The following is an 18,668-nucleotide window of genomic DNA, read 5'->3' as shown; positions in this document are numbered from 1 at the left end:
CAAGGCGAACCGCGAAGCAGGAAGAGCGCAAACATGGACTGGAACCGCTGGTACAGCTTGAAGAGTTACCTCAGGTCTTCCCTGTGGACGGTCCCGCTCGTCGCAGTAGCGATCTATGCGGTGGTGAAGCCGCTCACTGAAATGCTGGGAAGGTGGTTGATCGGACACGACATCCTCGACCCGAAAACCGGCCTTTTCGGGCTGTCCATGACTGGCGCGCGGTCACTTGTCGGCGACATCGTTTCCGCAGACCTGGCGTTTCTGGTATTTACCTTCGGTTCGCTGCTCGTCGCGATCCAGGTCGCTGGCGGTCAATACACCCCGCGGATCATCGCGACGACCTTGCTGCGCGATAACGTGATCCGCAACATCTCGGGATTGTTCGTTTTCACACTTCTATTCGCCAACAGGACCCTGGGCTGGATGGGTGACAGCGAGGTGCACCAGCTTCAGGTATTCATTGCAGCGCTATTCGGATTCGCTTCCGTCGTCGCATTCCTTTTCCTGATCGACTATGCGGCGAAATTTCTGCGTCCAGTGAGCCTCGTGGCGCGCGTTGGAGAGCACGGGATCGCGGTCATCGAGAGCGTTTATCCCGCGCCGGCGACGGGCCGCATCGCCCCGCCGTGCGTTGACCGCAAGCGAGGCGTGCCTGATCGCATCGTTCGCCACAGCGGTACATCCGGCATCGTTCTGGCCGTGAATCTGGAAAGACTGGTCGCCAAGGCGAGGCGCACGAACTCGGTTATCGAATTCGTGCCGCAAGTCGGCGATTTCGTCGCAGTCGACGAACCCTTGTTTTATCTGTACGGGGACGCTGGCGCAATCGATGAAGACCGGCTGCGTACACTGGTCGCCTTTGGGACCGAACGCACGATGGAACAGGATCCGATGTTCGCGTTCCGCATCCTTGTTGATATTGCACTCAAGGCGTTATCGGCCGCGATCAACGATCCCACAACGGCCGTGCTGGCCATCGATCAACTACAGCGGCTATTGCGCGTAGTCGGAAAACGGTCTTTGTACACCGAAGAGATCAGGGATAAGTCTGGCCGTGTGTGCGTGATCTTTCGAACGCCGAACTGGGAAGATTTCGTGCATATCAGTTTTCGAGAGATACGTCAGTATGGCGCCGGCAGCATCCAGATCGCGCGGCGTCAGCGCGCGGCGATAGAGAATCTCCTCCAGTGCCTGCCGGAGCATCGTCACGACGCATTGCGTGTCGAGCTGACCCTGCTGGACCGAGAGATCGGCGCGCGGCATCCATTTCCGGAGGACCTGGCGTTGGCGCGTATCCCGGACTCGCAAGGGCTTGGAGGCTCGGAGACGTCGGCGGCAAGGCAGCCGGTCGTTTGAGAGGCGATCATGCGAAAACTCATCATGGGCATCGTCGAGTTCCGGGAGAAGATGCTGCCGCAATACGCGCAGCAGTTCAGCAAACTGGCGCTCGCGCAGACTCCCGATGCGCTCTTCATCACCTGCTCGGACAGCCGCGTCGTGCCGGACCTGCTGGCATCGACCCATCCCGGCGATCTCTTTACGATGCGCAACGTGGGCAATCTGATCCCGCCGGCGACTGCGGAGGGCGTCTCTATCGGAGATCTTTCCGAGGCAAGCGCAATCGAATATGCGGTGCTGGTGTTGAAAGTCGCGAATATCGTCGTGTGCGGGCATTCCGAGTGCGGCGCGATGAAGGCCGTGTTCTCACGCAACGCCAAGCTGAAATCGCCAAACCTCGATAAATGGCTATGCCACGCCAACAACGCGGCGTTTAGGCTCGAACAGGAAGGTCCGCTCGATGACCGCTTGAAAGCGCACGATCAATTGTCGCAACTCAACGTGCTGGTGCAGCTCGAACACCTGATGACCTACCCGATCGTCCGCCAGCAAGTCAGCGCCGGGGCACTCGTATTGAGCGGCTGGTGGTTCGATATCGCGACTGGCGCCATGTATGCCTATGAGCGCACGAGCCGTTCATTCGAAGTCATCGACCGCGCGATGGCTGAGCGGATCATTGCGCGCCTTGCGGCGCGGGCGAGGTGACGGTTTCCGAAGCTTCGCAACGGCACCGAATTGGCGCGCATGAAGTTAAACGACAGATATCAGAGTCAATCAGTGGCGCGGCACCGCCGCTCGATAACCAAAGTTAGACGCTTCTCTCTAATCTGCCAATAACCCCGGTATTGCACCACGCGGGTAAGTCCGAATATTACATATAGATTAGCAAATCCATACTGCGTCACGACAGGCGCTCAGGCTCCCTGAGAACGCCCGGTCAGTGTGCATGGAAGCCGCTTCCAGGCTCTGTGCAAAAAAAGACATGCTACGGAGACAGTATGGGAATTCGCTTGAAGAGCGTCGTGAGTGCGCTCGCGTTGTGTGCCCTCATTGACGTCAGTTACGCCGCCGACCCGATCAAGATCGGTGTCGACGGACCTTTCACCGGCGGTTCGTCTTCGATGGGCGTGAGCATGCGCGACGGCGTGCGGCTCGCCACCGCGGAAATCAATAAGGCCGGTGGCGTGCTTGGCCGTCAGATCGTGCTGGTCGAGCGCGACGACGAGGCGAAAAATGAACGCGGCGTACAGATCGCGCAAGAGCTGATCAACAAGGAAAAAGTGGCTGCGGTGGTGGGCTACATCAATACCGGCGTGGCGCTCGCGTCTCAACGCTTCTTCCAGGAAGCCAGGATTCCGGTGTTCAACAACGTCGCGACTGGCAGCGTCCTGACGAAGCAATTCACCGATCAACCGGATAACTACGTCTTCCGCAACGCCGCCGCCGACCGCATTCAGGCGCCGATGATCGTTGAAGAAGCGATCGCGAAACGCGGCTTCAAGAAGGTCGCGATTCTCGCGGACTCCACCAATTACGGTCAGCTCGGCCGCGAAGACCTCGAAAAGGCGTTGGCCACGAAAGGCGTGAAGCCGGTTGCGGTAGAAAAATTCAATATCAAGGACGTCGACATGACCGCGCAGCTGCTCAAGGCCAAGGAGGCCGGCGCTGAAGCGGTGCTGACCTATGGCATTGGGCCGGAACTCGCGCAGATCGCCAACGGCATGGCCAAGCTCGGCTGGAAAGTGCCGCTGATCGGCAGCTGGACCCTGTCGATGGCGAACTACATCGACAACGCGAGCACCAACGGCGAAGGCGCCCGGATGCCGCAGACCTTCATTCAGGAAGCGAACACGCCCAAGCGCAAGGCGTTCATCGACGCGTACCTCAAGGAGTTCAAGCCGAAGAACAACCGCATCGAATCGGCGGTGTCCGCCGCCCAAGGCTACGACTCGGTCTATCTGCTGGCCGCGGCGATGACCCAGGCGGGTTCGACCGAAGGTCCGAAGGTGCGCGCCGCGCTGGAAAACCTCAACGGCAAGGTGGAAGGCGTCGTGATGGTGTACGACAAGCCGTTCACGCACGACGACCACGAGGCGATCAGCCCGAACGAATCGACGGATGGTCCGGCAGCCCTGAATTCTCCGGTTCCGGTTGTCCGCCGCCCCACAGGATCAGATCGCGAAACAGGATCATCGGCAGGAACGAATGGACGATCAGATCCGTCGACGCCCGGCGTTTGGCGCGCTCGTTCGCATCGGCTTGCGCCGGCAACGAGGGATGCCACTTGCGCGACGAGCGCACGATATCGCCGATCGCCTTCGCCACGCAGATGCCGTTCGGCAGTCCGCCGCCCTCTTCGTCGGCCCAGGTCTGCACCAGATCCCACGGCTCGCCGATCGGCACGCCGAGGAAGTAAAGACCCAGCGACACCGCGGTCAGCAACTCGACATAGAACTGATTCGCCTGATAAGGCGCTGCCGGAATGCCCCGCATCAACTGCGGGTCGGCGAGCAGCTTCTTGCCCGAACCGACCTTGCACAGCGCGCTGGCGCAGGCCTTGAGCCGGTCGACGAGAGCGCGCACGTCGCGATCGGCAAGCGGCGACTGCCCGCCGACCAGATGATGCCTGACCGTCAATGAAATCGGCGTCGTGAAATTCGCGCGGTCCGTGGTTTTTGTCGGCACCACGATGGACATCACCAGGCCGCTGATGATCTCCAGGTCGGCCAGCATCGCATCGATGGAAGTACTCATCATTCGACCTCCGCTGCGATCTCTTTGATCGACGGATCGTGTTGGCCGTCGATCGTCGCCGTCTGCGTCGGCTCGGACGCGGCGATGATCGCCACGGCATACCGGATCAAGCCCTTGCAGCGTGCCGCCAATACTTTCTTGCGAATGCCCGACGGCGCGTCGCCCTCGTTCGCCCACTCCTTGAATCCGAGTCTGTCGAGTATGTGATCCTCGTTCTGTCCGAAGGTGGCGGCGCCGTCCGCTGGTATGGCCTGATGGGCGTCGGTCAGGCAGGTGCAGATGTACTCCTCGGCGGTCGGGCCACGCGCGGCCAGCGTTTGAATTTCGCGCTTGGCCCAGCGTGCGAGCGATACCGAGATCTCATCCATGTCATGCGTCAGGTTGCGCACCTTGACGTCCCTGCCGCGATCGTCGCCGAGAATCTGATAGACGGTCCGGTCGACCACATGCAGCCACAGCGAGGTCTGCGCAATGCGGATCTTGTGTTCGCACACGAGCTCTTTCGAGTCGCCCTCGAGCGCGCGCCGAACGTGCCACAACACGACGTAATGCCATACGAGGCCGATGAACTTGCCGAAGAAGAGTGCCTTGTCCTGCATCGATTCGTCGTGGAACTCGGGATATTCGAGCGGCGTCACCAGCGTCATCTTCGTGCGCGCGCCTTCCTTCAAGGTCCGATACAGTGTCGCCGCAGGGCTGTTGCAATACTCGTCCCACGACTCGCGCGCCCACCATTGCTTGTCGATATCGAAGAAACGATAGATCGAGAAAATGCCTTTCTCCGACTCGTGAACGTTCGCCGCGCCGCCTTGGGCCTGATGCGCCCCACCCGGCTGCGAACGCTTTCTCTCATCCGCGCGGGACTGGTCGCGGTTTGGGTCGCGATAAGCGTCGTAAATCACGCGAAGACCGTAGCGGGTTCCCATCGCGTTATCGATACTGGCCACCTTGTCGCTGAGTTCCTTGCGGATGGTCTCGAGCACCGCTTCCTGCTCATCGACGAGCTTGCGCTGCTGCTCGAGCGCGGAATAGTGTTCGGCGGCCACATAGATCGCGGCGAGCGCCAACGCGAGTACGACCGCATCGGTATAGCCCTCCCATATTTCTCCGCCGAACAGCAGTACCGCGGGGAAATAGCAGAACACGGGAATCCACCAGCGCGACACGAACCACTTTCGCAGCCTGCCGATTCCCCCCTTCGAACGGGAGATGCTTGCGGGCGCGGGTTCTCCTTCCTCTTCCGCGATGCGTTTGCGCTCTTCGAATTCACGCTCCGCGATCGTCCGAGCCCGCTCTTCCTCGCCACGGCAAATGTGCACGTAGAAAACCAGGAACGTGAAGGCCGTGACCAGCAATGCGAGCAGCCAGCTCTCGCCTATGCTGGTGGCGCGCTCCGCGTCGCTGACTTCCTTCATCACCGCGACGACCTTGTTAAAGCACTCGATGCCGGGAGGAAAGCAATTCGCACCCGGCACGCGATGCGAAAAGGTGAGTACCCAGTAGACGATGCTGCCCGCCACCACCACCATGCCGCCTAGCGCAGTGAGGACGAGCTTTGTTGCACTGGGGCCCTGCTCGACGCGGGAATCGGGTTTGTCGCCGAAGGGTTTGGAGCGGCGATCCTCATCTGACGGCTTTTCCATACGCATTGCCTCCTGATCCGATCAAGAGCACGAGAATGCGGAAACGGTGACGTGTGAACGCACCGTAGGTCGGAAGAGCGCCCGTGATGAGGGCTGTGAGCAGGCTATGCCAGTCGGGACGGGGCTGAACTCTCTATCTAAGATTGCGCCCAGGTGGATGTCAATTAGTGCACGCGGTCTGTGTGCGCCAGACCACAATCGGCGCCGGGCGGCTGACGGGTGGAACGTCCGGAGCCGTGATGCCAGGCAGAGCTAAGGCCGCTGGCGCTCCAGGCTGGCGAGCGGACGCCGGGCCCCGCTCGCCGCTCACCATGCGGCATGCGCGATGCCGCACAAGTCAGTCGCCATGATCCGCGCCCAGCCCCGCCAGCGGATGAGCGTCGCCTTGCCACGGCGAGCTCAGGAAATGCCGCACGCGCTCGGGTTGCACCTCGGCGAGCGTCGCCGGCGACCAGCGCGGCCGGCGGTCCTTGTCGATCAGTTGCGCGCGCACGCCCTCGCGGAAATCGCCTTCCTTGATCGAGCGCTTCACGATGCCGAGCTCCATCCGGAAGCATTCGGCGAGCGTCATCTGCCGGCCGCGCAGCAGCGCTTCGCGCGTCACGTGCAGCATCGTCGGCGAATGGGCGCTCAGTGCGTCGAAGGTCGCTTGCAGCCATTGCCGCACCTCGCGCGGCGGTTCGCGTTCGAGATCCTGACGCAGCGTCGCGACGATGCGCTCGACGCCCGAGCGCCGGTCGAAGTGGCGCAGTATCAGTTGCGTCAGCGCGCCGAGCGGCGCATGCGGCACGATATTGCACGGCGGCTCGAACACGGCGCGCAGCGCGTCGATGCGCCCGGTGTCCGACGTGTCGTGCGACATGCGCTGCAACCGCTCCTCGAAGCTCGCCAGCCAGTCGGCCGGCACGCACAGGTCGGCCAGTTGCAGGCGCTTCGCGTCGGCGCCCGCTAGCGTCGCGCCGGTCAGCCCGACATACAGCGCAAGCTCGGCCGGCATCACGCTCAGAAAATGGCTTGCGCCGACATCGGGAACGAAGCCGATGCGTGTTTCCGGCATCGCGATGCGGCTGCGCTCGGTCACGATGCGCAGCCGCGCCGCCTGGCCGAGGCCCATGCCGCCGCCCATCGCGATGCCGTCGAGCAGTGCGACCACCGGCTTCGGAAACGTATGCAACGCGTAGTCGAGCCGGTATTCGTCGACGAAGAACGCGAGCCAGCGCGGATCGCCCTGAGTTGCGAGCCGATGCACCTCGCGCACGTCGCCGCCCGCGCAAAAGCCCTTGTCCCCAGCGCCCTTCAGCACCAGCGCGACGATCCCGGCATCGGTGCGGCAATGCTCGACCAGCACGGCGAGCTCGCGCACCATCGCGTGCGACAGTGCGTTGAGCGCGGCAGGCCGGTTCAGCGTGATGATCGCCACGCGGTTGACGACGCGAAACAGCACGTCCGCTTCGGCCTGCGTATTCGACGCGTCGCGCGTTTCGACCACAACGCTTTGCAATGTGCTCATCGCTGCGTCTCCCGTGGTGCATGGCTCGTCTGCCAGCGCGGCGCGCGTTTTTCGAGGAACGCGTTGACGCCCTCGCGCTGATCCGCGCCATCGAACAGATCGACGAAACGCTCGCGTTCGAGCGCGAGCGCGGCGGCGCGCGGCACGCCATGCCGCGCCTGATGGATCAGCTCCTTGCTGAAGCTGACCGCCTGCGGGCTCAAACCGGTGACGCGCTGCGCCATCTTCAGCGCGGCTTCACGCGCGGCGCCGCGCTCCACCACTTCTTCGACCAGACCGATGCGCAGCGCGCTCGCCGCATCGACGCGCTCGCCGGTCAGAATCATCCGCTTGGCCCAGCCTTCACCGACGAGCCACGGCAGCGTCTGCGTGCCGCAGCCGCAAGGCAGCAGGCCGACCGCGGTCTCGGGCAGCGCCAGCACCGCATGCTGCTCGGCGATGCGGATATCGCACGCGAGCGCGCATTCGAGACCGCCGCCCATCGCGAAGCCGTTGAGCGCCGCGATCACGACAGGCCGCGCATTCTGCAGCGTTTCGAACGCCGCGCCGAAGCGCGCCGCCGCGGTGCGCGCGACTTCGCGATCGCCGTCGGCGAACGTGTTCAGATCGGCGCCCGCGCTGAAGAACTTCGGGCCGTCGCCGGTGATCACCAGCGCGCGCACGCGCGCATCGGCGTTCAACTGCTCGACGGTGCGCTGCAATTGCAGCAGGCCGTCGGGCGTGAAGGCGTTCGCGGGCGGCCGTTTCAACGTGATCAACGCAACGGCGCCGTCGTGCGCGTAATCGAGCTCGATCATTGCGCGCCTCCCTGGCCGTCACCGCCGCGGTCTCGCGAGCGATACAGCTTGATCACCGCCGAAAAGTCCAGACGTCCCGCGCCGTTCGTGCTCATCGTTTGATAAAGCTGCTGCGCGAGCGCGCCGAGATAGACCGGTTGACGCACGCCGCGCGCGGCATCGGTGGCGAGGCCGAGGTCCTTCAGCATCAGGTCGGTGCCGAAGCCGCCGGTATAGCCGCGCGACGAAGGCGCGGTTTCGATCACGCCCGGCATCGGGTTATACGTGTCCGAACTCCAGCAACGCCCGGTCGACGTGTTGATGATGCTGCCGAGCACCTTCGTGTCGATACCGAGCGCCTCGCCGAGCGACATCGCCTCCGCGACGCCCGCCATCGAGATGCCGAGCACGAGGTTGTTGCAGATCTTCGCGACCTGGCCGGTGCCGGTATCGCCGCAATGGACGATGTTTTTTCCCATCGCCAGCAGAACGGGCTTGACCTGCTCGTACGCGCTCGCGCTGCCGCCGACCATGAAGGTCAGCGTGCCCGCCGCCGCGCCGCCGGTGCCGCCCGACACCGGCGCATCGACGAAGCTGTTGCCATGCGCCGCGGCGAGTTCGGCAAACGCCTTCACGCTGGCGGGATCGATGGTGCTCGAATCGATGATCGGCACGCCCGGCGCGATGCCGGCGAGGATGCCGTCGTCCGCGACGAGCACGCTGCGCACGTGAGCCGCGGCGGGCAGCATCGTGATCACGCATTCGACGTCGCTCGCGGCCGCCTTCGGCGAGCCGGCCGCTTGCGCGCCCGCGTCGACGAGCATGCGCACGGCCTGCGCGCTGAGGTCGAACACGTTGAGCGCGTGGCCCGCCTTCAGCAGGTTCAGCGCCATCGGCGCGCCCATGTTGCCGAGTCCGATAAAGGCTATTTTCATGGTGTCGTCTCCGTATGTGCGTTCAATGCGTTCAATGCGTTCAACGCAGGCGGATCGTCGTGTTGACGCCGTCGTTAACGGTGTCGTCGTCGAACCAGCGCGCGGTGACCGTCTTCGTCTGCGTGTAGAACTGCACGACCTGCTTGCCGTACGGACCGAGATCGCCGAGTTTCGAGCCGCGCGAACCGGTGAAGCTGAAAAACGGCACCGGCACCGGAATCGGAATGTTGATGCCGACCTGGCCGATATCGATCTCGCTCTGGAACTTGCGCGCCGCCGCGCCGCTTTGCGTAAAGAGGCCCACGCCATTGCCGAACGGGTTCGCGTTGACGAGCGCGATCGCATCGTCGAGCGTCGCGACGTTGACGACCGCGAGCACCGGTCCGAAGATTTCGGTGCGGTAGATTTCCATGTCGGTCGTGACGTCGCTGAATACCGTCGGGCCGATGAAATTGCCCTGCTCATAGCCCCGCACGCTCACGTCGCGGCCGTCGAGCGCGAGTGTCGCGCCCTCCTTCAAGCCGGCGTCGATCAATCCGAGAATGCGCTCTTTCGCCGCGCGCGAGACGACCGGCCCGACATCGGTGCCCGGCTCGTGACCCGCATTGACCTTCAGCGTCTTCGCCTTCGCAACCAGCTCGGGCAGCCACTCGCGCGCGGCGCCGACCAGCACCGCCACCGAAGTCGCCATGCAGCGCTGCCCGGCCGCGCCGAACGCGGCGCCCGCGAGCGCGTTGAGCGTCTGTTCGCGATTCGCGTCGGGCAGCACGACCGCGTGGTTCTTCGCGCCCATCATCGCTTGCACGCGCTTGCCGTGTTCGCTGCCGAGGCGATAGACGTGCGTGCCGACCGCCGTCGAGCCCACGAACGAAATCGCCTTTACCAGCTCATGCGTGCACAGCGCATCGACCACTTCCTTGCCGCCGTGCACGACGTTCAGCACGCCCTTCGGCACGCCGGCTTCGAGCGCGAGTTCGACGAGCTGCATCGTCGACAGCGGGTCCTGCTCGGACGGCTTCAGCACGAAGGTGTTGCCGCACACGAGCGCCATCGGGAACATCCACAGCGGGATCATCGCGGGGAAATTGAACGGCGTGATGCCGGCGCACACGCCGAGCGGCTGACGCAGCGTGTAGGTGTCCACGCCACCAGCGACGTTCTCGGCGAATTCACCCTGCTGCAAGGTGCCGATCGAACACGCGTGCTCGACGACTTCCAGACCGCGGAAGATGTCGCCCTCGGCATCGGGAATCGTCTTGCCCTGCTCGGTCGACAGCGTCTTCGCGATGCGCGGCATATGCTCGCGAATCAGCGCCTGGTACTTCAGCATGATGCGCATGCGCGCGCCGATCGGCGTGTCCTTCCACGTTTTGAACGCGGCGTGCGCGCTGCGCACCGCTGCGTCGACTTCCGCGACGGTCGCGAACGGCACGCGGGCGAGGACCGCCTGGGTGGCCGGGTTCACGATGTCGCGCCACTCGGTCGTCTTCGATTCGACGAACTCGCCGTCGATCAGCAGTTTGACGGTGGCCACGGCGCCGGCAACGTCGCGGCTGGTCTCGTTCGAAGCAAGGGTGCTCATGCTGAAACTCCTGTGCGATGGCCGCGTGGCGGCCGGACAGCGATAGGGAAGAAAAAACGGTGCCCCGACGCGTCGAATCCGAAGCTCGAATTCGACGCGTGCGATTCAGACCGGGGCGGCAAAACCAGCAATAGCGTGGAATAACGACAGTCAACGCAAGTCGGGGAAATCCTCTTCCCAGTACTCGCGTCGGGCAGACGCGCGGGCTCGGCCGCGCGCTCCATTTCGCGGCGCCGCAACTCGACGCGGCGAATCTTGCCGGAGATCGTCTTCGGCAGTTCGCTGAATTGCAGACGACGAATCCGCTTGTACGGCGCGAGTTTTTCGCGCGAGAACGCGAACACCGCGCGCGCGAGTTCGGGACCGGCTTCATAGCCCTGACGCACGGTGACGAACGCCTTCGGCACCGACAGGCGCAACGCGTCCGCGCTCGGCACGACGGCCGCCTCGCCGATCGCCTCGTGTTCGATCAGCACGCTTTCGAGTTCGAACGGACTCAGGCGATAGTCGGACGACTTGAACACATCGTCCGAGCGGCCGACGTACACGTAGTAGCCGTCGTCGCGACGCAGCGCGACATCCGACGTGCGATAGAAGCCGTTGCGCATCGCCTGGGCGGTCGCGTTCGCATTGTTCGCGTAACCGGTCATCAGGCCGAGCGGCCGTTCGGCGAGCGGCAGCGCGATTTCGCCTTCGGTCACCGGTTGGTCGTCGGCATCGAGCAGTTCGACGCGGTAGCCGGGCAGCGGACGCCCCATCGAGCCGGCCACGACCGGCTGGCCCGGCGAATTGCCGATCTGGCAGGTCGTCTCGGTCTGACCGTAGCCGTCGCGGATCGTGATGTCCCACGCGTGCTTGACGCGTTCGATGACCTCAGGATTCAGCGGCTCGCCCGCGCCGACGATCTCGCGCAGCTTCACCGGATAGTCGCCGAGCGGCTCCTGCACGAGCATGCGCCAGACGGTCGGCGGCGCGCACAGCGTGGTCACGTTGAAGCGCACGAGCGCGGCGAGTGTGTCTTTGGGCACGAAGCGCGGGACGTTGAACACGAACACGCAGGCCTGCGCGTTCCACGGCGCGAAGAAGCAGCTCCACGCGTGCTTGGCCCAGCCCGGCGAGCTGATGTTCCAATGGATGTCGCCGGGTTGCAGGCCGATCCAGTACATCGTCGACAGATGCCCGACCGGATAGCTCTGATGCGTATGCTCGACGAGCTTCGGCTTCGACGTGGTGCCGGACGTGAAGTACAGCAGCATCGGATCGCTGGCGCGGGTGACGCCGTCCGGCGTGAAATCCGGCGCCGCCTCGTACGCGGCGGCGACATCGATCCAGCCGTCGCGCGGGGCGCCGACCGAGAAGCGCGTGAGCGGCACTTCGAGCGTATCGAATTTGCCCAGCTCCGCGCTGTCGACCACGGCGAACTTCGCGCCGCCGATCTGCACGCGGTCGCGCACGTCGTCGGCCGATAGCTGCGTGGTGGCGGGCAGCACGATCGCGCCGAGCTTCATCGCGGCGAGCATCACGTCCCATAGCTCGACGCGGTTCGGCAGCATCAGCAGCACACGGTCGCCTCGACCGACGCCCGCGCCGCGCAGAAAGTTCGCCATCCGCGACGAGCGCTCCGACATCTGCGCGTACGACAGGCGCAGGCCGTCGCTGGAAGGATCGTCGACGATCCACAGCGCGGGGTTGTCGTTGTTGCGCGCGATCGCGTCGAAGTAGTCGAGCGCCCAATTGAACTCGTCGAGCGCCGGCCAGGTGAATTCGCGGTACGCGCGCTCGTAGTCGGTGCGATGGCGCACTAGCAGATCGCGCGCTTCGAGAAAGGCTTTCGCTGCTGTCATCGTCGTCTCCTGTTCGGCGCAGGGCGCGCTCGGTTTTTTTGCCTCTGGTTTTTGCCGCCGCGACGCTCAACGAAGCATTCGCAGCCAGGCTATTGTGCGCTCAAACGCCGCCCTCAAACATGGCGCGCAATCACCATCCGCTGCACTTCGCTCGTCCCTTCGTAAATCTGCGTGATGCGCGCATCGCGATAGTGGCGCTCCACCGCATAGTCCTCCAGATAGCCGTAGCCGCCATGAATCTGGATCGCGTTCGAGCAGATCTGCTCGGCCAGCTCCGACGCGAACAGCTTCGCCTGCGACGCCTCCGACAGACACGGCCGCCCCGCCGAGCGCAGCCGCGCCGCGTGATGCACGAGCAGGCGCGCGGCGTTCAGCCGCGTCGCCATGTCGGCGAGCATGTTGGCGATGGTCTGATGGTCCTTCAGCGGCTTGCCGAACTGTTCACGCTCGCTCGCGTAGCGGCGCGCGGCATCGAACGCGGCTCGGGCGATGCCGACCGCCTGCGCGGCGATGCCGATGCGCCCGCCTTCGAGATTCGACAGCGCAATGCGCAGACCCTCGCCCGGTTCGCCGAGCAGATTGGCCTCGGGCACCGCGCAGTGATCGAGCGAGATCGGACAGGTGTCGGACGCGCGAATGCCGAGCTTGTGTTCCGGCCGGCCGACCTCGAAGCCCGGCGTCGTGGTCGGCACGATGAAGGCGGACAGGCCGCGCTTGCCGCGCTCGGGATCGGTGACCGCGAACACGATTGCGAGCCCGGCGCGCGCGCCGTTGGTCACGAACTGCTTGCTGCCGTTCAGAACCCACTGCCCGTCGTGCAGCTGCGCGCGGGTGCGCAGATTGTTCGCCTCGGAGCCTGCCTGCGGCTCGGTCAGGCAGAACGCGCCGATCGTGCGGCCAGTGGCAAGGTCGCGCAGATAGCGGTCCTTCTGCGCGGCGCTGCCGAAGTTCAGGATCGGCGCGCAGCCGACCGAGTTGTGCACGCTCATCAGCGTCGCGCAGGCGGCGCAGCCCGCCGCGATCTCTTCGAGCGCGAGCGCGTAGGCGACGTAGTCGGTATAGGAGCCGCCCCACTCGGCCGGCACCATCATGCCCAGAAAACCGAGCTCGCCCATCTGCGCGACGACCTCGGCCGGCAGTTGCGCGTCGCGATCCCATTGCGCCGCGTGCGGCGCGAGACAGTCGGTCGCGAAGTCGCGCGCGGCGTCGCGGATCATCCGTTGTTCGTCGGTGTAGAAGCTGTCCATGACTGCGTCCTCGTGGGTGCTGACGGCCGTGCTGGCGATCTCGGTGATGCGGCAAGTGTAGGCAAGCGGCCCGCGCCACTCGATGCTCGCTGCGCTCACATTTGCTGAGCGCTTTTGCCATACTGCTACCATGCGCGTGCATGGAGCCTCGTCATTTCAGGGGCTTCACGGACCATGAGCCAACCGATGCTGAGCGCTTTTGCCAGAGAAACCAAATTCCGATGAAAAGCGACAAAGGCACGATCTCCGTCAGTCTCGTCGAGGAAACGCTCGCGCTCGCGACGGCGCGCGGGCTCGATGCTCAAGCGTTCGCCGAAGCGGCCGGCATTGCCGCGCCGATGCTCGCGTCGCCGAAAAGCCGCGTGTCGTCGGCGCAATACGGCGCGCTGTGGGCCGGCATCGCGCGCGCGCTCGACGACGAGTTCTTCGGCCAGGACTCGCATCCGATGAAAAGCGGCAGCTTCATCGCGATGACGCAGATGGCGCTCGGCGCGCGCAACGGCGCGCAGGCGCTCGCGCGCGCGGTCGGCTTCATGCGGCTGGTGCTCGACGACCTCGGCGCGACGATCGACGCCGACGCCGAGCGCGTGCGCCTGAAGTTCGTCGAACGCGCGGGCACGCGCAAGCCGGCGATGTTCGCTTACGCGACGTATTTCATTCTCGTGTACGGTCTCGTCTGCTGGCTCGTCGGCCGGCGCATTCCGTTGCTCGAAGCGCGCTTTCGCTGCACCGCGCCTCCGGCCGCGCACGAATACCGGCTGATGTTCTGCGAAGACATGTATTTCGACGAGCCCAAGTCGTACGTCGATCTCGACCCCGCGTTTCTGCAACTGCCGGTGATCCAGACGTCGCGCTCGGCGCGCCCGTTTCTGCGCGATGCGCCGGGCAGCTTCATCGTCAAGTACCGCAATCCGGGTTCGCTCGCCGCGCGCGTGCGCAAGGCGCTGCGCGCGCTGCCGATGTCCGGCTGGCCCGCGGCCGATCAGATGGCCGCGCGACTGCACGTTGCCGAGGCGACGATGCGGCGGCATCTGAAGCAGGAGGGCCACACGTATCAGTCGATCAAGGACGCGCTGCGGCGCGACATCGCGATTGCCGAACTGCAACTAACGCAGCGCACGATCGCCGATATCGCGAACGCCGTCGGCTTCGCCGAGCCGAGCGCGTTTCATCGCGCGTTCCGCAAATGGACCGGCATGCGCCCGACCGACTATCGGCCGGCCCGGGCCGCGGGGCTCGATCTCACGCGTCGCGCCGAATCGGACTAAGCTTTAAGCGGCAACCGGCCAGCCTTGATCGAGGTATGGGCCCGCGCCGCCGGTTCGCACCGGCTGGCGCGACGGCCGTCAGCGATGAACACGATTCCGCGTCTCCCGCTCCGGCAGTCCGGTCCGCGCACGCCGCTCATCCACGGCGGCATCGCGGGCCGTTTGATGCGCGGCATCGCCGTGCTCGGCGTGCTTTGCGCGTTCGGCTTCGCGACGTGCGGAACGCTGGCGCCGCTGCAAGCGGCCAACGCGGCGCGCGTGGCCAACCTTGCCGCCGCAACCGCCGACAGTGTCGAGGTGATTCCGGTGAACGGCGCAATCGGGCCGGCCAGCGCCGATTTCATCGTGCGGGGCTTGCAGCGCGCGGCCAGTCAGCACGCGCAGCTCGCAGTGCTGCAACTCGATACCCCCGGCGGCCTCGATACGTCGATGCGGCAGATCATCAAGGCGATCCTCGCGTCGCCGGTGCCGGTCGCGACCTTCATCGCGCCGAGCGGCGCGCGCGCCGCCAGCGCCGGCACCTACATCGTCTATGCGAGCCATATCGCCGCGATGGCGCCGGGCACCAACCTCGGCGCCGCGACGCCGATCCAGATGGGCATCGGCGGTAACGAGCCGCCCGCCGGCGGCCCGCCGGGAATGCCGGGCACACCTGGATCACCCGGAACACCGGGAACGCAGGGCACCCCAGGCACGCCGGGACTGCCGGACATGCGCACGCTGCCGGGCGGCGCGTCCGGGCCCGCGTCCGCGTCGGCGCCTGGGTCGCCCGGCGCGTCATCCGAAGCCGCCAGCGCGCTGCCGCTCGACACCCAATCGACCGAACTGCGCAAGCAGGTCCACGATGCCGCCGCGTACATCCGCGGCCTCGCGCAGATGCGCGGGCGCAACGCCGACTGGGCCGAGCGCGCGGTCCGCGAAGCGGTCAGCCTGTCCGATGAAGAGGCGCTCGCGCAGCATGTCGTCGATATCGTCGCGCGCGACGTGCCCGACCTGCTGCGCCAGCTGAACGGCCGCACAGTCGTCACGAGCGCCGGCAGCGTCACGCTGCAGACCGCGCATGCGCCGCTGATCACGCTCGAACCCGACTGGCGCAGCCGCTTCCTCGCCGTGATCACCGATCCGAGCGTCGCGCTGATTCTGCTGATGCTCGGCATGTACGGCCTGTTCTTCGAATTCGCCAATCCGGGCTTCGTGCTGCCCGGCGTGGTCGGCGCGATCAGCCTGCTGCTCGGTCTGTTCGCGATGCAGATGCTGCCCGTCAGCTATGTCGGCCTCGGGCTGATCTTTCTCGGCATCGCCTTTCTGATCGGTGAAGCGTTCCTGCCGACCTTCGGCTCGCTCGGTTTCGGCGGCGTGGTCGCGTTCGTGGTCGGCGCCATGATGCTGATGGATACCGACGTGCCCGGCTACGGCATCCCGCTGCCGCTGATCGCCGCGGTCGTCGTGTTCAGCGTCGCGTTCGTGCTCGGCGTGTCGCGGCTCGCGCTGCGCGCCCGGCGCCGGCCGGTCGTGACAGGCTCGGAGGCGCTGATCGGCTGCGTCGGCGTGGTGCTGGACGGCGGCTTGCTGCCCGAACCCGAACACTCGGCCAGCGGCCCGCTTGGCGGCTGGGCGCGCGTGCACGGCGAGCGCTGGCGCGTGTCGAGCACGACGCCGGCCGCGCCGGGGCAGAGCGTACGCGTCACGGCGCGCAACGGCCTCACGCTGACCGTGGTGCCCGTCAAGCCAGCCGCCCCAATACAAGGACAAGGAGAACCCTCATGATCGGCTTCACATTCGGCTTCGGCAGCATCCTGATCCTGCTGGTGGCCGTGCTGATCGCGTCGTCGGTGCGGATTTTTCGCGAGTACGAACGCGGCGTCGTGTTCATGCTCGGCCGCTTTTGGAAGGTCAAAGGGCCCGGGCTGGTGCTGATCATTCCAATCGTGCAGCAGGCGGTGCGCATGGATCTGCGCACCGTCGTGTTCGACGTGCCGACGCAGGACGTCATCACGCGCGACAACGTGTCGGTGAAGGTCAACGCGGTCGTGTATTTCCGCGTCGTCGATCCGGAGAAGGCGGTGATCCAGGTCGCGCGCTACTTCGAGGCGACCAGCCAGCTGTCGCAAACGACGCTGCGCGCGGTGCTCGGCAAGCACGACCTCGACCAGCTGCTGTCCGAGCGCGAACAGCTGAACACCGACATCCAGAAGGTGCTCGACGCGCAAACCGATGCGTGGGGCATCAAGGTGTCGATCGTCGAGATCAAGCACGTCGATATCAACGAAACGATGATCCGCGCGATCGCGCGTCAGGCTGAAGCCGAGCGCGAACGGCGCGCGAAGGTGATTCACGCGGAAGGCGAGTTGCAGGCGTCGCGGCAGCTGCTCGAAGCGGCGCAGACGCTCGCGCGCCAACCCCAGGCGATGCAGCTGCGCTATCTGCAGACGCTGACGACGATTGCCGCCGACAAGAACTCGACGATCGTGTTTCCGCTGCCGATCGACCTGGTGAGCGCGGTGATGGAACGGTTCGGCAAGCCCTCGGCGTGATAGGACGAGATCTTGTCAGGACGCCCATTTGGCATCGACTAGCGTCGAACTTTTGAAGTTTTAAGCAAACCCGCCCGCTTTCCGCGCTGCTTGCGCTCACGTGGGGAACGCGGTTCGCGGCGGGTTCTATTTGCCGGCAGAAATGGTGCGCCGCTTTCTACTGCTTTACCCGGCGCGCACCGAAAAACGACCAGGCCCGGCTGTTTTTCCGCTCCGCAGGAGCCCGCCATGAATCTGTTCTCCCGCATTGGACTCGGCACGCTGTTGGCCGCCGTAAGTATCAGCACCGTCTACGCGCAAACGGTGATGCAGCCCAACGACCCGTCGGCGCCGAAAACGCGCGCCCAGGTCCGCGCCGAACTCATCGAATGGCTTGCCGCCGGCTACGATCCGAACGACTGGGTCAACTATCCGGAGAACGCGCAGGAAGCCGGCCGGATCGTCGCGCAACGCCGCGCCGAACGGCAAGGCCTCGAACCGACGACAGTGCAGTAAAAGCAGTCGCTGCCGCACCCGCAGCCTGAATGCCGCCCGCCGCGGGCGGCAGGGAAGCCCTTTGCGTCGCGGCAAGGTATCATCCCGTCCCTCCAACCCCCACGCAGCAAACCAGCCGCACCTAGCCGGAACCCGCACCATGCCAATCTGGGTCGATGCCGACGCCTGCCCGGCCGTCGTCAAGGACATGCTTTATCGCGCGGCGCGCCGCACCGGCATGCCGCTGACGCTGGTCGCCAACGCGTTCCTGCGCGTGCCGCCGTCGCCGCTGATCCGCGCGATCCAGGTGCCGGCCGGCTTCGACGCCGCCGATCAGCTGATCGTCGAGCGGGTCGTCGCGGGCGACCTCGTGATCACCGGCGACATCCCGCTCGCCGCCGCCGTGCTGGCAAAAAATGCCCACGCGCTCGATCCGCGCGGCAACTGGTTCACGCCCGGCACGATCGAAGAACGGCTGCGCATGCGCTCGATGCTCGACCAGTTGCGCGCGAGCGGCGTCGACACGGGCGGTCCGTCCGCCTTCAGCGCGCGGGATGGCAAGACGTTTGCTGGCGAACTCGATCGCTGGCTCGCGCGTCATGCGCCGCGCGGTGATGTGCCGGCGTCACAGTCGCCCGGCAAACCGCCCGCCTGACGGGCCCGGCAGGCCTGCCGGGGCAGCCGCAAGCGAGGGGGCGCCGCCGTTGGTGTTTACAATTCCGCCGTAACACCGCCGCGCGACCTGTTTTGCCGGGGCCGCGCG

The 18,668-nt window shown here is 65.4% G+C and carries 14 protein-coding genes and 2 pseudogenes; 8 read left to right on the top strand and 8 right to left on the bottom strand.

Annotated elements, in window-relative coordinates:
* The first annotated feature begins 33 nt into the window (after positions 1 to 33).
* From ACLFKU_RS04815 to ACLFKU_RS04805, 3 genes and pseudogenes are all read left to right on the top strand, one after another.
* Positions 34 to 1,356 (top strand): DUF2254 domain-containing protein, encoded by a 1,323-nt coding sequence (locus ACLFKU_RS04815; RefSeq protein WP_410848330.1) that lies wholly within the window; start codon positions 34 to 36, stop codon positions 1,354 to 1,356.
* A 9-nt stretch (positions 1,357 to 1,365) separates the two neighbouring features.
* A complete protein-coding gene (locus ACLFKU_RS04810) occupies positions 1,366 to 2,043 on the top strand; it encodes a carbonic anhydrase (protein ID WP_410848329.1) in 678 nt (225 codons plus the stop codon).
* Positions 2,044 to 2,336: 293 nt separating this feature from the next.
* Positions 2,337 to 3,446 (top strand): annotated as a pseudogene (locus ACLFKU_RS04805) (ABC transporter substrate-binding protein); the annotation flags it as partial.
* Here ACLFKU_RS04805 and ACLFKU_RS04800 read toward each other — a convergent pair.
* The 8 genes and pseudogenes from ACLFKU_RS04800 to ACLFKU_RS04765 form a co-directional block, all read right to left on the bottom strand.
* The gene (locus ACLFKU_RS04800) at positions 3,436 to 4,092 is read right to left on the bottom strand and encodes a hypothetical protein (protein ID WP_410848509.1); all 657 of its coding nucleotides are present in this window, start codon (positions 4,090 to 4,092) and stop codon (positions 3,436 to 3,438) included. The pseudogene ACLFKU_RS04805 and the gene ACLFKU_RS04800 sit on opposite strands and share 11 nt — an antisense overlap.
* Positions 4,092 to 5,735, bottom strand: coding sequence for a hypothetical protein (locus tag ACLFKU_RS04795; protein WP_410848328.1), 1,644 nt, complete (start codon positions 5,733 to 5,735; stop codon positions 4,092 to 4,094). Before ACLFKU_RS04795 ends, ACLFKU_RS04800 begins: the two co-directional genes overlap by 1 nt.
* A 337-nt stretch (positions 5,736 to 6,072) precedes the next feature.
* Complete coding sequence (locus tag ACLFKU_RS04790) at positions 6,073 to 7,245, bottom strand: enoyl-CoA hydratase/isomerase family protein (protein WP_410848327.1); 1,173 nt, start codon at positions 7,243 to 7,245, stop codon at positions 6,073 to 6,075.
* Positions 7,242 to 8,042, bottom strand: coding sequence for an enoyl-CoA hydratase (locus ACLFKU_RS04785; protein ID WP_368624062.1), 801 nt, complete (start codon positions 8,040 to 8,042; stop codon positions 7,242 to 7,244). The genes ACLFKU_RS04790 and ACLFKU_RS04785 overlap by 4 nt, the downstream gene beginning before the upstream one ends.
* Positions 8,039 to 8,956 (bottom strand): 3-hydroxyisobutyrate dehydrogenase, encoded by a 918-nt coding sequence (gene mmsB / locus ACLFKU_RS04780; RefSeq protein ID WP_410848326.1) that lies wholly within the window; start codon positions 8,954 to 8,956, stop codon positions 8,039 to 8,041. Before mmsB ends, ACLFKU_RS04785 begins: the two co-directional genes overlap by 4 nt.
* Positions 8,957 to 8,996: 40 nt before the next feature.
* A complete protein-coding gene (locus tag ACLFKU_RS04775) occupies positions 8,997 to 10,538 on the bottom strand; it encodes a CoA-acylating methylmalonate-semialdehyde dehydrogenase (protein ID WP_410848325.1) in 1,542 nt (513 codons plus the stop codon).
* 150 nt (positions 10,539 to 10,688) lie between these two features.
* Positions 10,689 to 12,382: pseudogene (locus ACLFKU_RS04770) on the bottom strand (AMP-binding protein).
* Between the two features lie 113 nt (positions 12,383 to 12,495).
* Positions 12,496 to 13,629 (bottom strand): acyl-CoA dehydrogenase family protein, encoded by a 1,134-nt coding sequence (locus tag ACLFKU_RS04765; RefSeq protein ID WP_368581932.1) that lies wholly within the window; start codon positions 13,627 to 13,629, stop codon positions 12,496 to 12,498.
* Between the two features lie 221 nt (positions 13,630 to 13,850).
* Between ACLFKU_RS04765 and ACLFKU_RS04760 the strand changes: the two genes are divergently transcribed.
* The 5 genes from ACLFKU_RS04760 to ACLFKU_RS04740 all read left to right on the top strand — a co-directional run bounded on the left by ACLFKU_RS04760 (position 13,851) and on the right by ACLFKU_RS04740 (position 18,560).
* Entirely contained in the window at positions 13,851 to 14,897 is a 1,047-nt protein-coding gene (locus ACLFKU_RS04760; protein WP_410848324.1) for an AraC family transcriptional regulator ligand-binding domain-containing protein, read from the top strand.
* 84 nt (positions 14,898 to 14,981) lie between these two features.
* Positions 14,982 to 16,664: an NfeD family protein gene (locus tag ACLFKU_RS04755; protein WP_410848323.1), complete on the top strand. Its 1,683-nt coding sequence runs from the start codon at positions 14,982 to 14,984 to the stop codon at positions 16,662 to 16,664.
* Positions 16,661 to 17,431 carry a slipin family protein gene (locus ACLFKU_RS04750; RefSeq protein WP_368581929.1) on the top strand — a complete coding sequence of 257 codons (771 nt, stop codon included), beginning with the start codon at positions 16,661 to 16,663 and terminating at the stop codon, positions 17,429 to 17,431. The genes ACLFKU_RS04755 and ACLFKU_RS04750 overlap by 4 nt, the downstream gene beginning before the upstream one ends.
* Positions 17,432 to 17,659: 228 nt before the next feature.
* Positions 17,660 to 17,926 carry a DUF4148 domain-containing protein gene (locus ACLFKU_RS04745; RefSeq protein ID WP_368581928.1) on the top strand — a complete coding sequence of 89 codons (267 nt, stop codon included), beginning with the start codon at positions 17,660 to 17,662 and terminating at the stop codon, positions 17,924 to 17,926.
* Positions 17,927 to 18,065: 139 nt separating this feature from the next.
* Positions 18,066 to 18,560: a YaiI/YqxD family protein gene (locus ACLFKU_RS04740; RefSeq protein WP_410848322.1), complete on the top strand. Its 495-nt coding sequence runs from the start codon at positions 18,066 to 18,068 to the stop codon at positions 18,558 to 18,560.
* Positions 18,561 to 18,668: the final 108 nt, after the last annotated feature.

Source organism: Paraburkholderia sp. EG304 (assembly GCF_046543485.1).
Taxonomy (GTDB): Bacteria; Pseudomonadota; Gammaproteobacteria; order Burkholderiales; family Burkholderiaceae; genus Paraburkholderia; species Paraburkholderia youngii.
This window is presented reverse-complemented; position numbering and strand designations above follow the sequence as displayed.

Excerpts from the sequence above, each read along its gene's own strand:
- ACLFKU_RS04815 (WP_410848330.1), top strand. The coding sequence starts at position 34 with ATGGACTGGAACCGCTGGTACAGCTTGAAGAGTTACCTCAGGTCTTCC.
- ACLFKU_RS04810 (WP_410848329.1), top strand. The coding sequence starts at position 1,366 with ATGCGAAAACTCATCATGGGCATCGTCGAGTTCCGGGAGAAGATGCTG.
- ACLFKU_RS04800 (WP_410848509.1), bottom strand. The coding sequence starts at position 4,092 with ATGAGTACTTCCATCGATGCGATGCTGGCCGACCTGGAGATCATCAGC.
- ACLFKU_RS04795 (WP_410848328.1), bottom strand. The coding sequence starts at position 5,735 with ATGGAAAAGCCGTCAGATGAGGATCGCCGCTCCAAACCCTTCGGCGAC.
- ACLFKU_RS04790 (WP_410848327.1), bottom strand. The coding sequence starts at position 7,245 with ATGAGCACATTGCAAAGCGTTGTGGTCGAAACGCGCGACGCGTCGAAT.
- ACLFKU_RS04785 (WP_368624062.1), bottom strand. The coding sequence starts at position 8,042 with ATGATCGAGCTCGATTACGCGCACGACGGCGCCGTTGCGTTGATCACG.
- mmsB (WP_410848326.1), bottom strand. The coding sequence starts at position 8,956 with ATGAAAATAGCCTTTATCGGACTCGGCAACATGGGCGCGCCGATGGCG.
- ACLFKU_RS04775 (WP_410848325.1), bottom strand. The coding sequence starts at position 10,538 with ATGAGCACCCTTGCTTCGAACGAGACCAGCCGCGACGTTGCCGGCGCC.
- ACLFKU_RS04765 (WP_368581932.1), bottom strand. The coding sequence starts at position 13,629 with ATGGACAGCTTCTACACCGACGAACAACGGATGATCCGCGACGCCGCG.
- ACLFKU_RS04760 (WP_410848324.1), top strand. The coding sequence starts at position 13,851 with ATGAAAAGCGACAAAGGCACGATCTCCGTCAGTCTCGTCGAGGAAACG.
- ACLFKU_RS04755 (WP_410848323.1), top strand. The coding sequence starts at position 14,982 with ATGAACACGATTCCGCGTCTCCCGCTCCGGCAGTCCGGTCCGCGCACG.
- ACLFKU_RS04750 (WP_368581929.1), top strand. The coding sequence starts at position 16,661 with ATGATCGGCTTCACATTCGGCTTCGGCAGCATCCTGATCCTGCTGGTG.
- ACLFKU_RS04745 (WP_368581928.1), top strand. The coding sequence starts at position 17,660 with ATGAATCTGTTCTCCCGCATTGGACTCGGCACGCTGTTGGCCGCCGTA.
- ACLFKU_RS04740 (WP_410848322.1), top strand. The coding sequence starts at position 18,066 with ATGCCAATCTGGGTCGATGCCGACGCCTGCCCGGCCGTCGTCAAGGAC.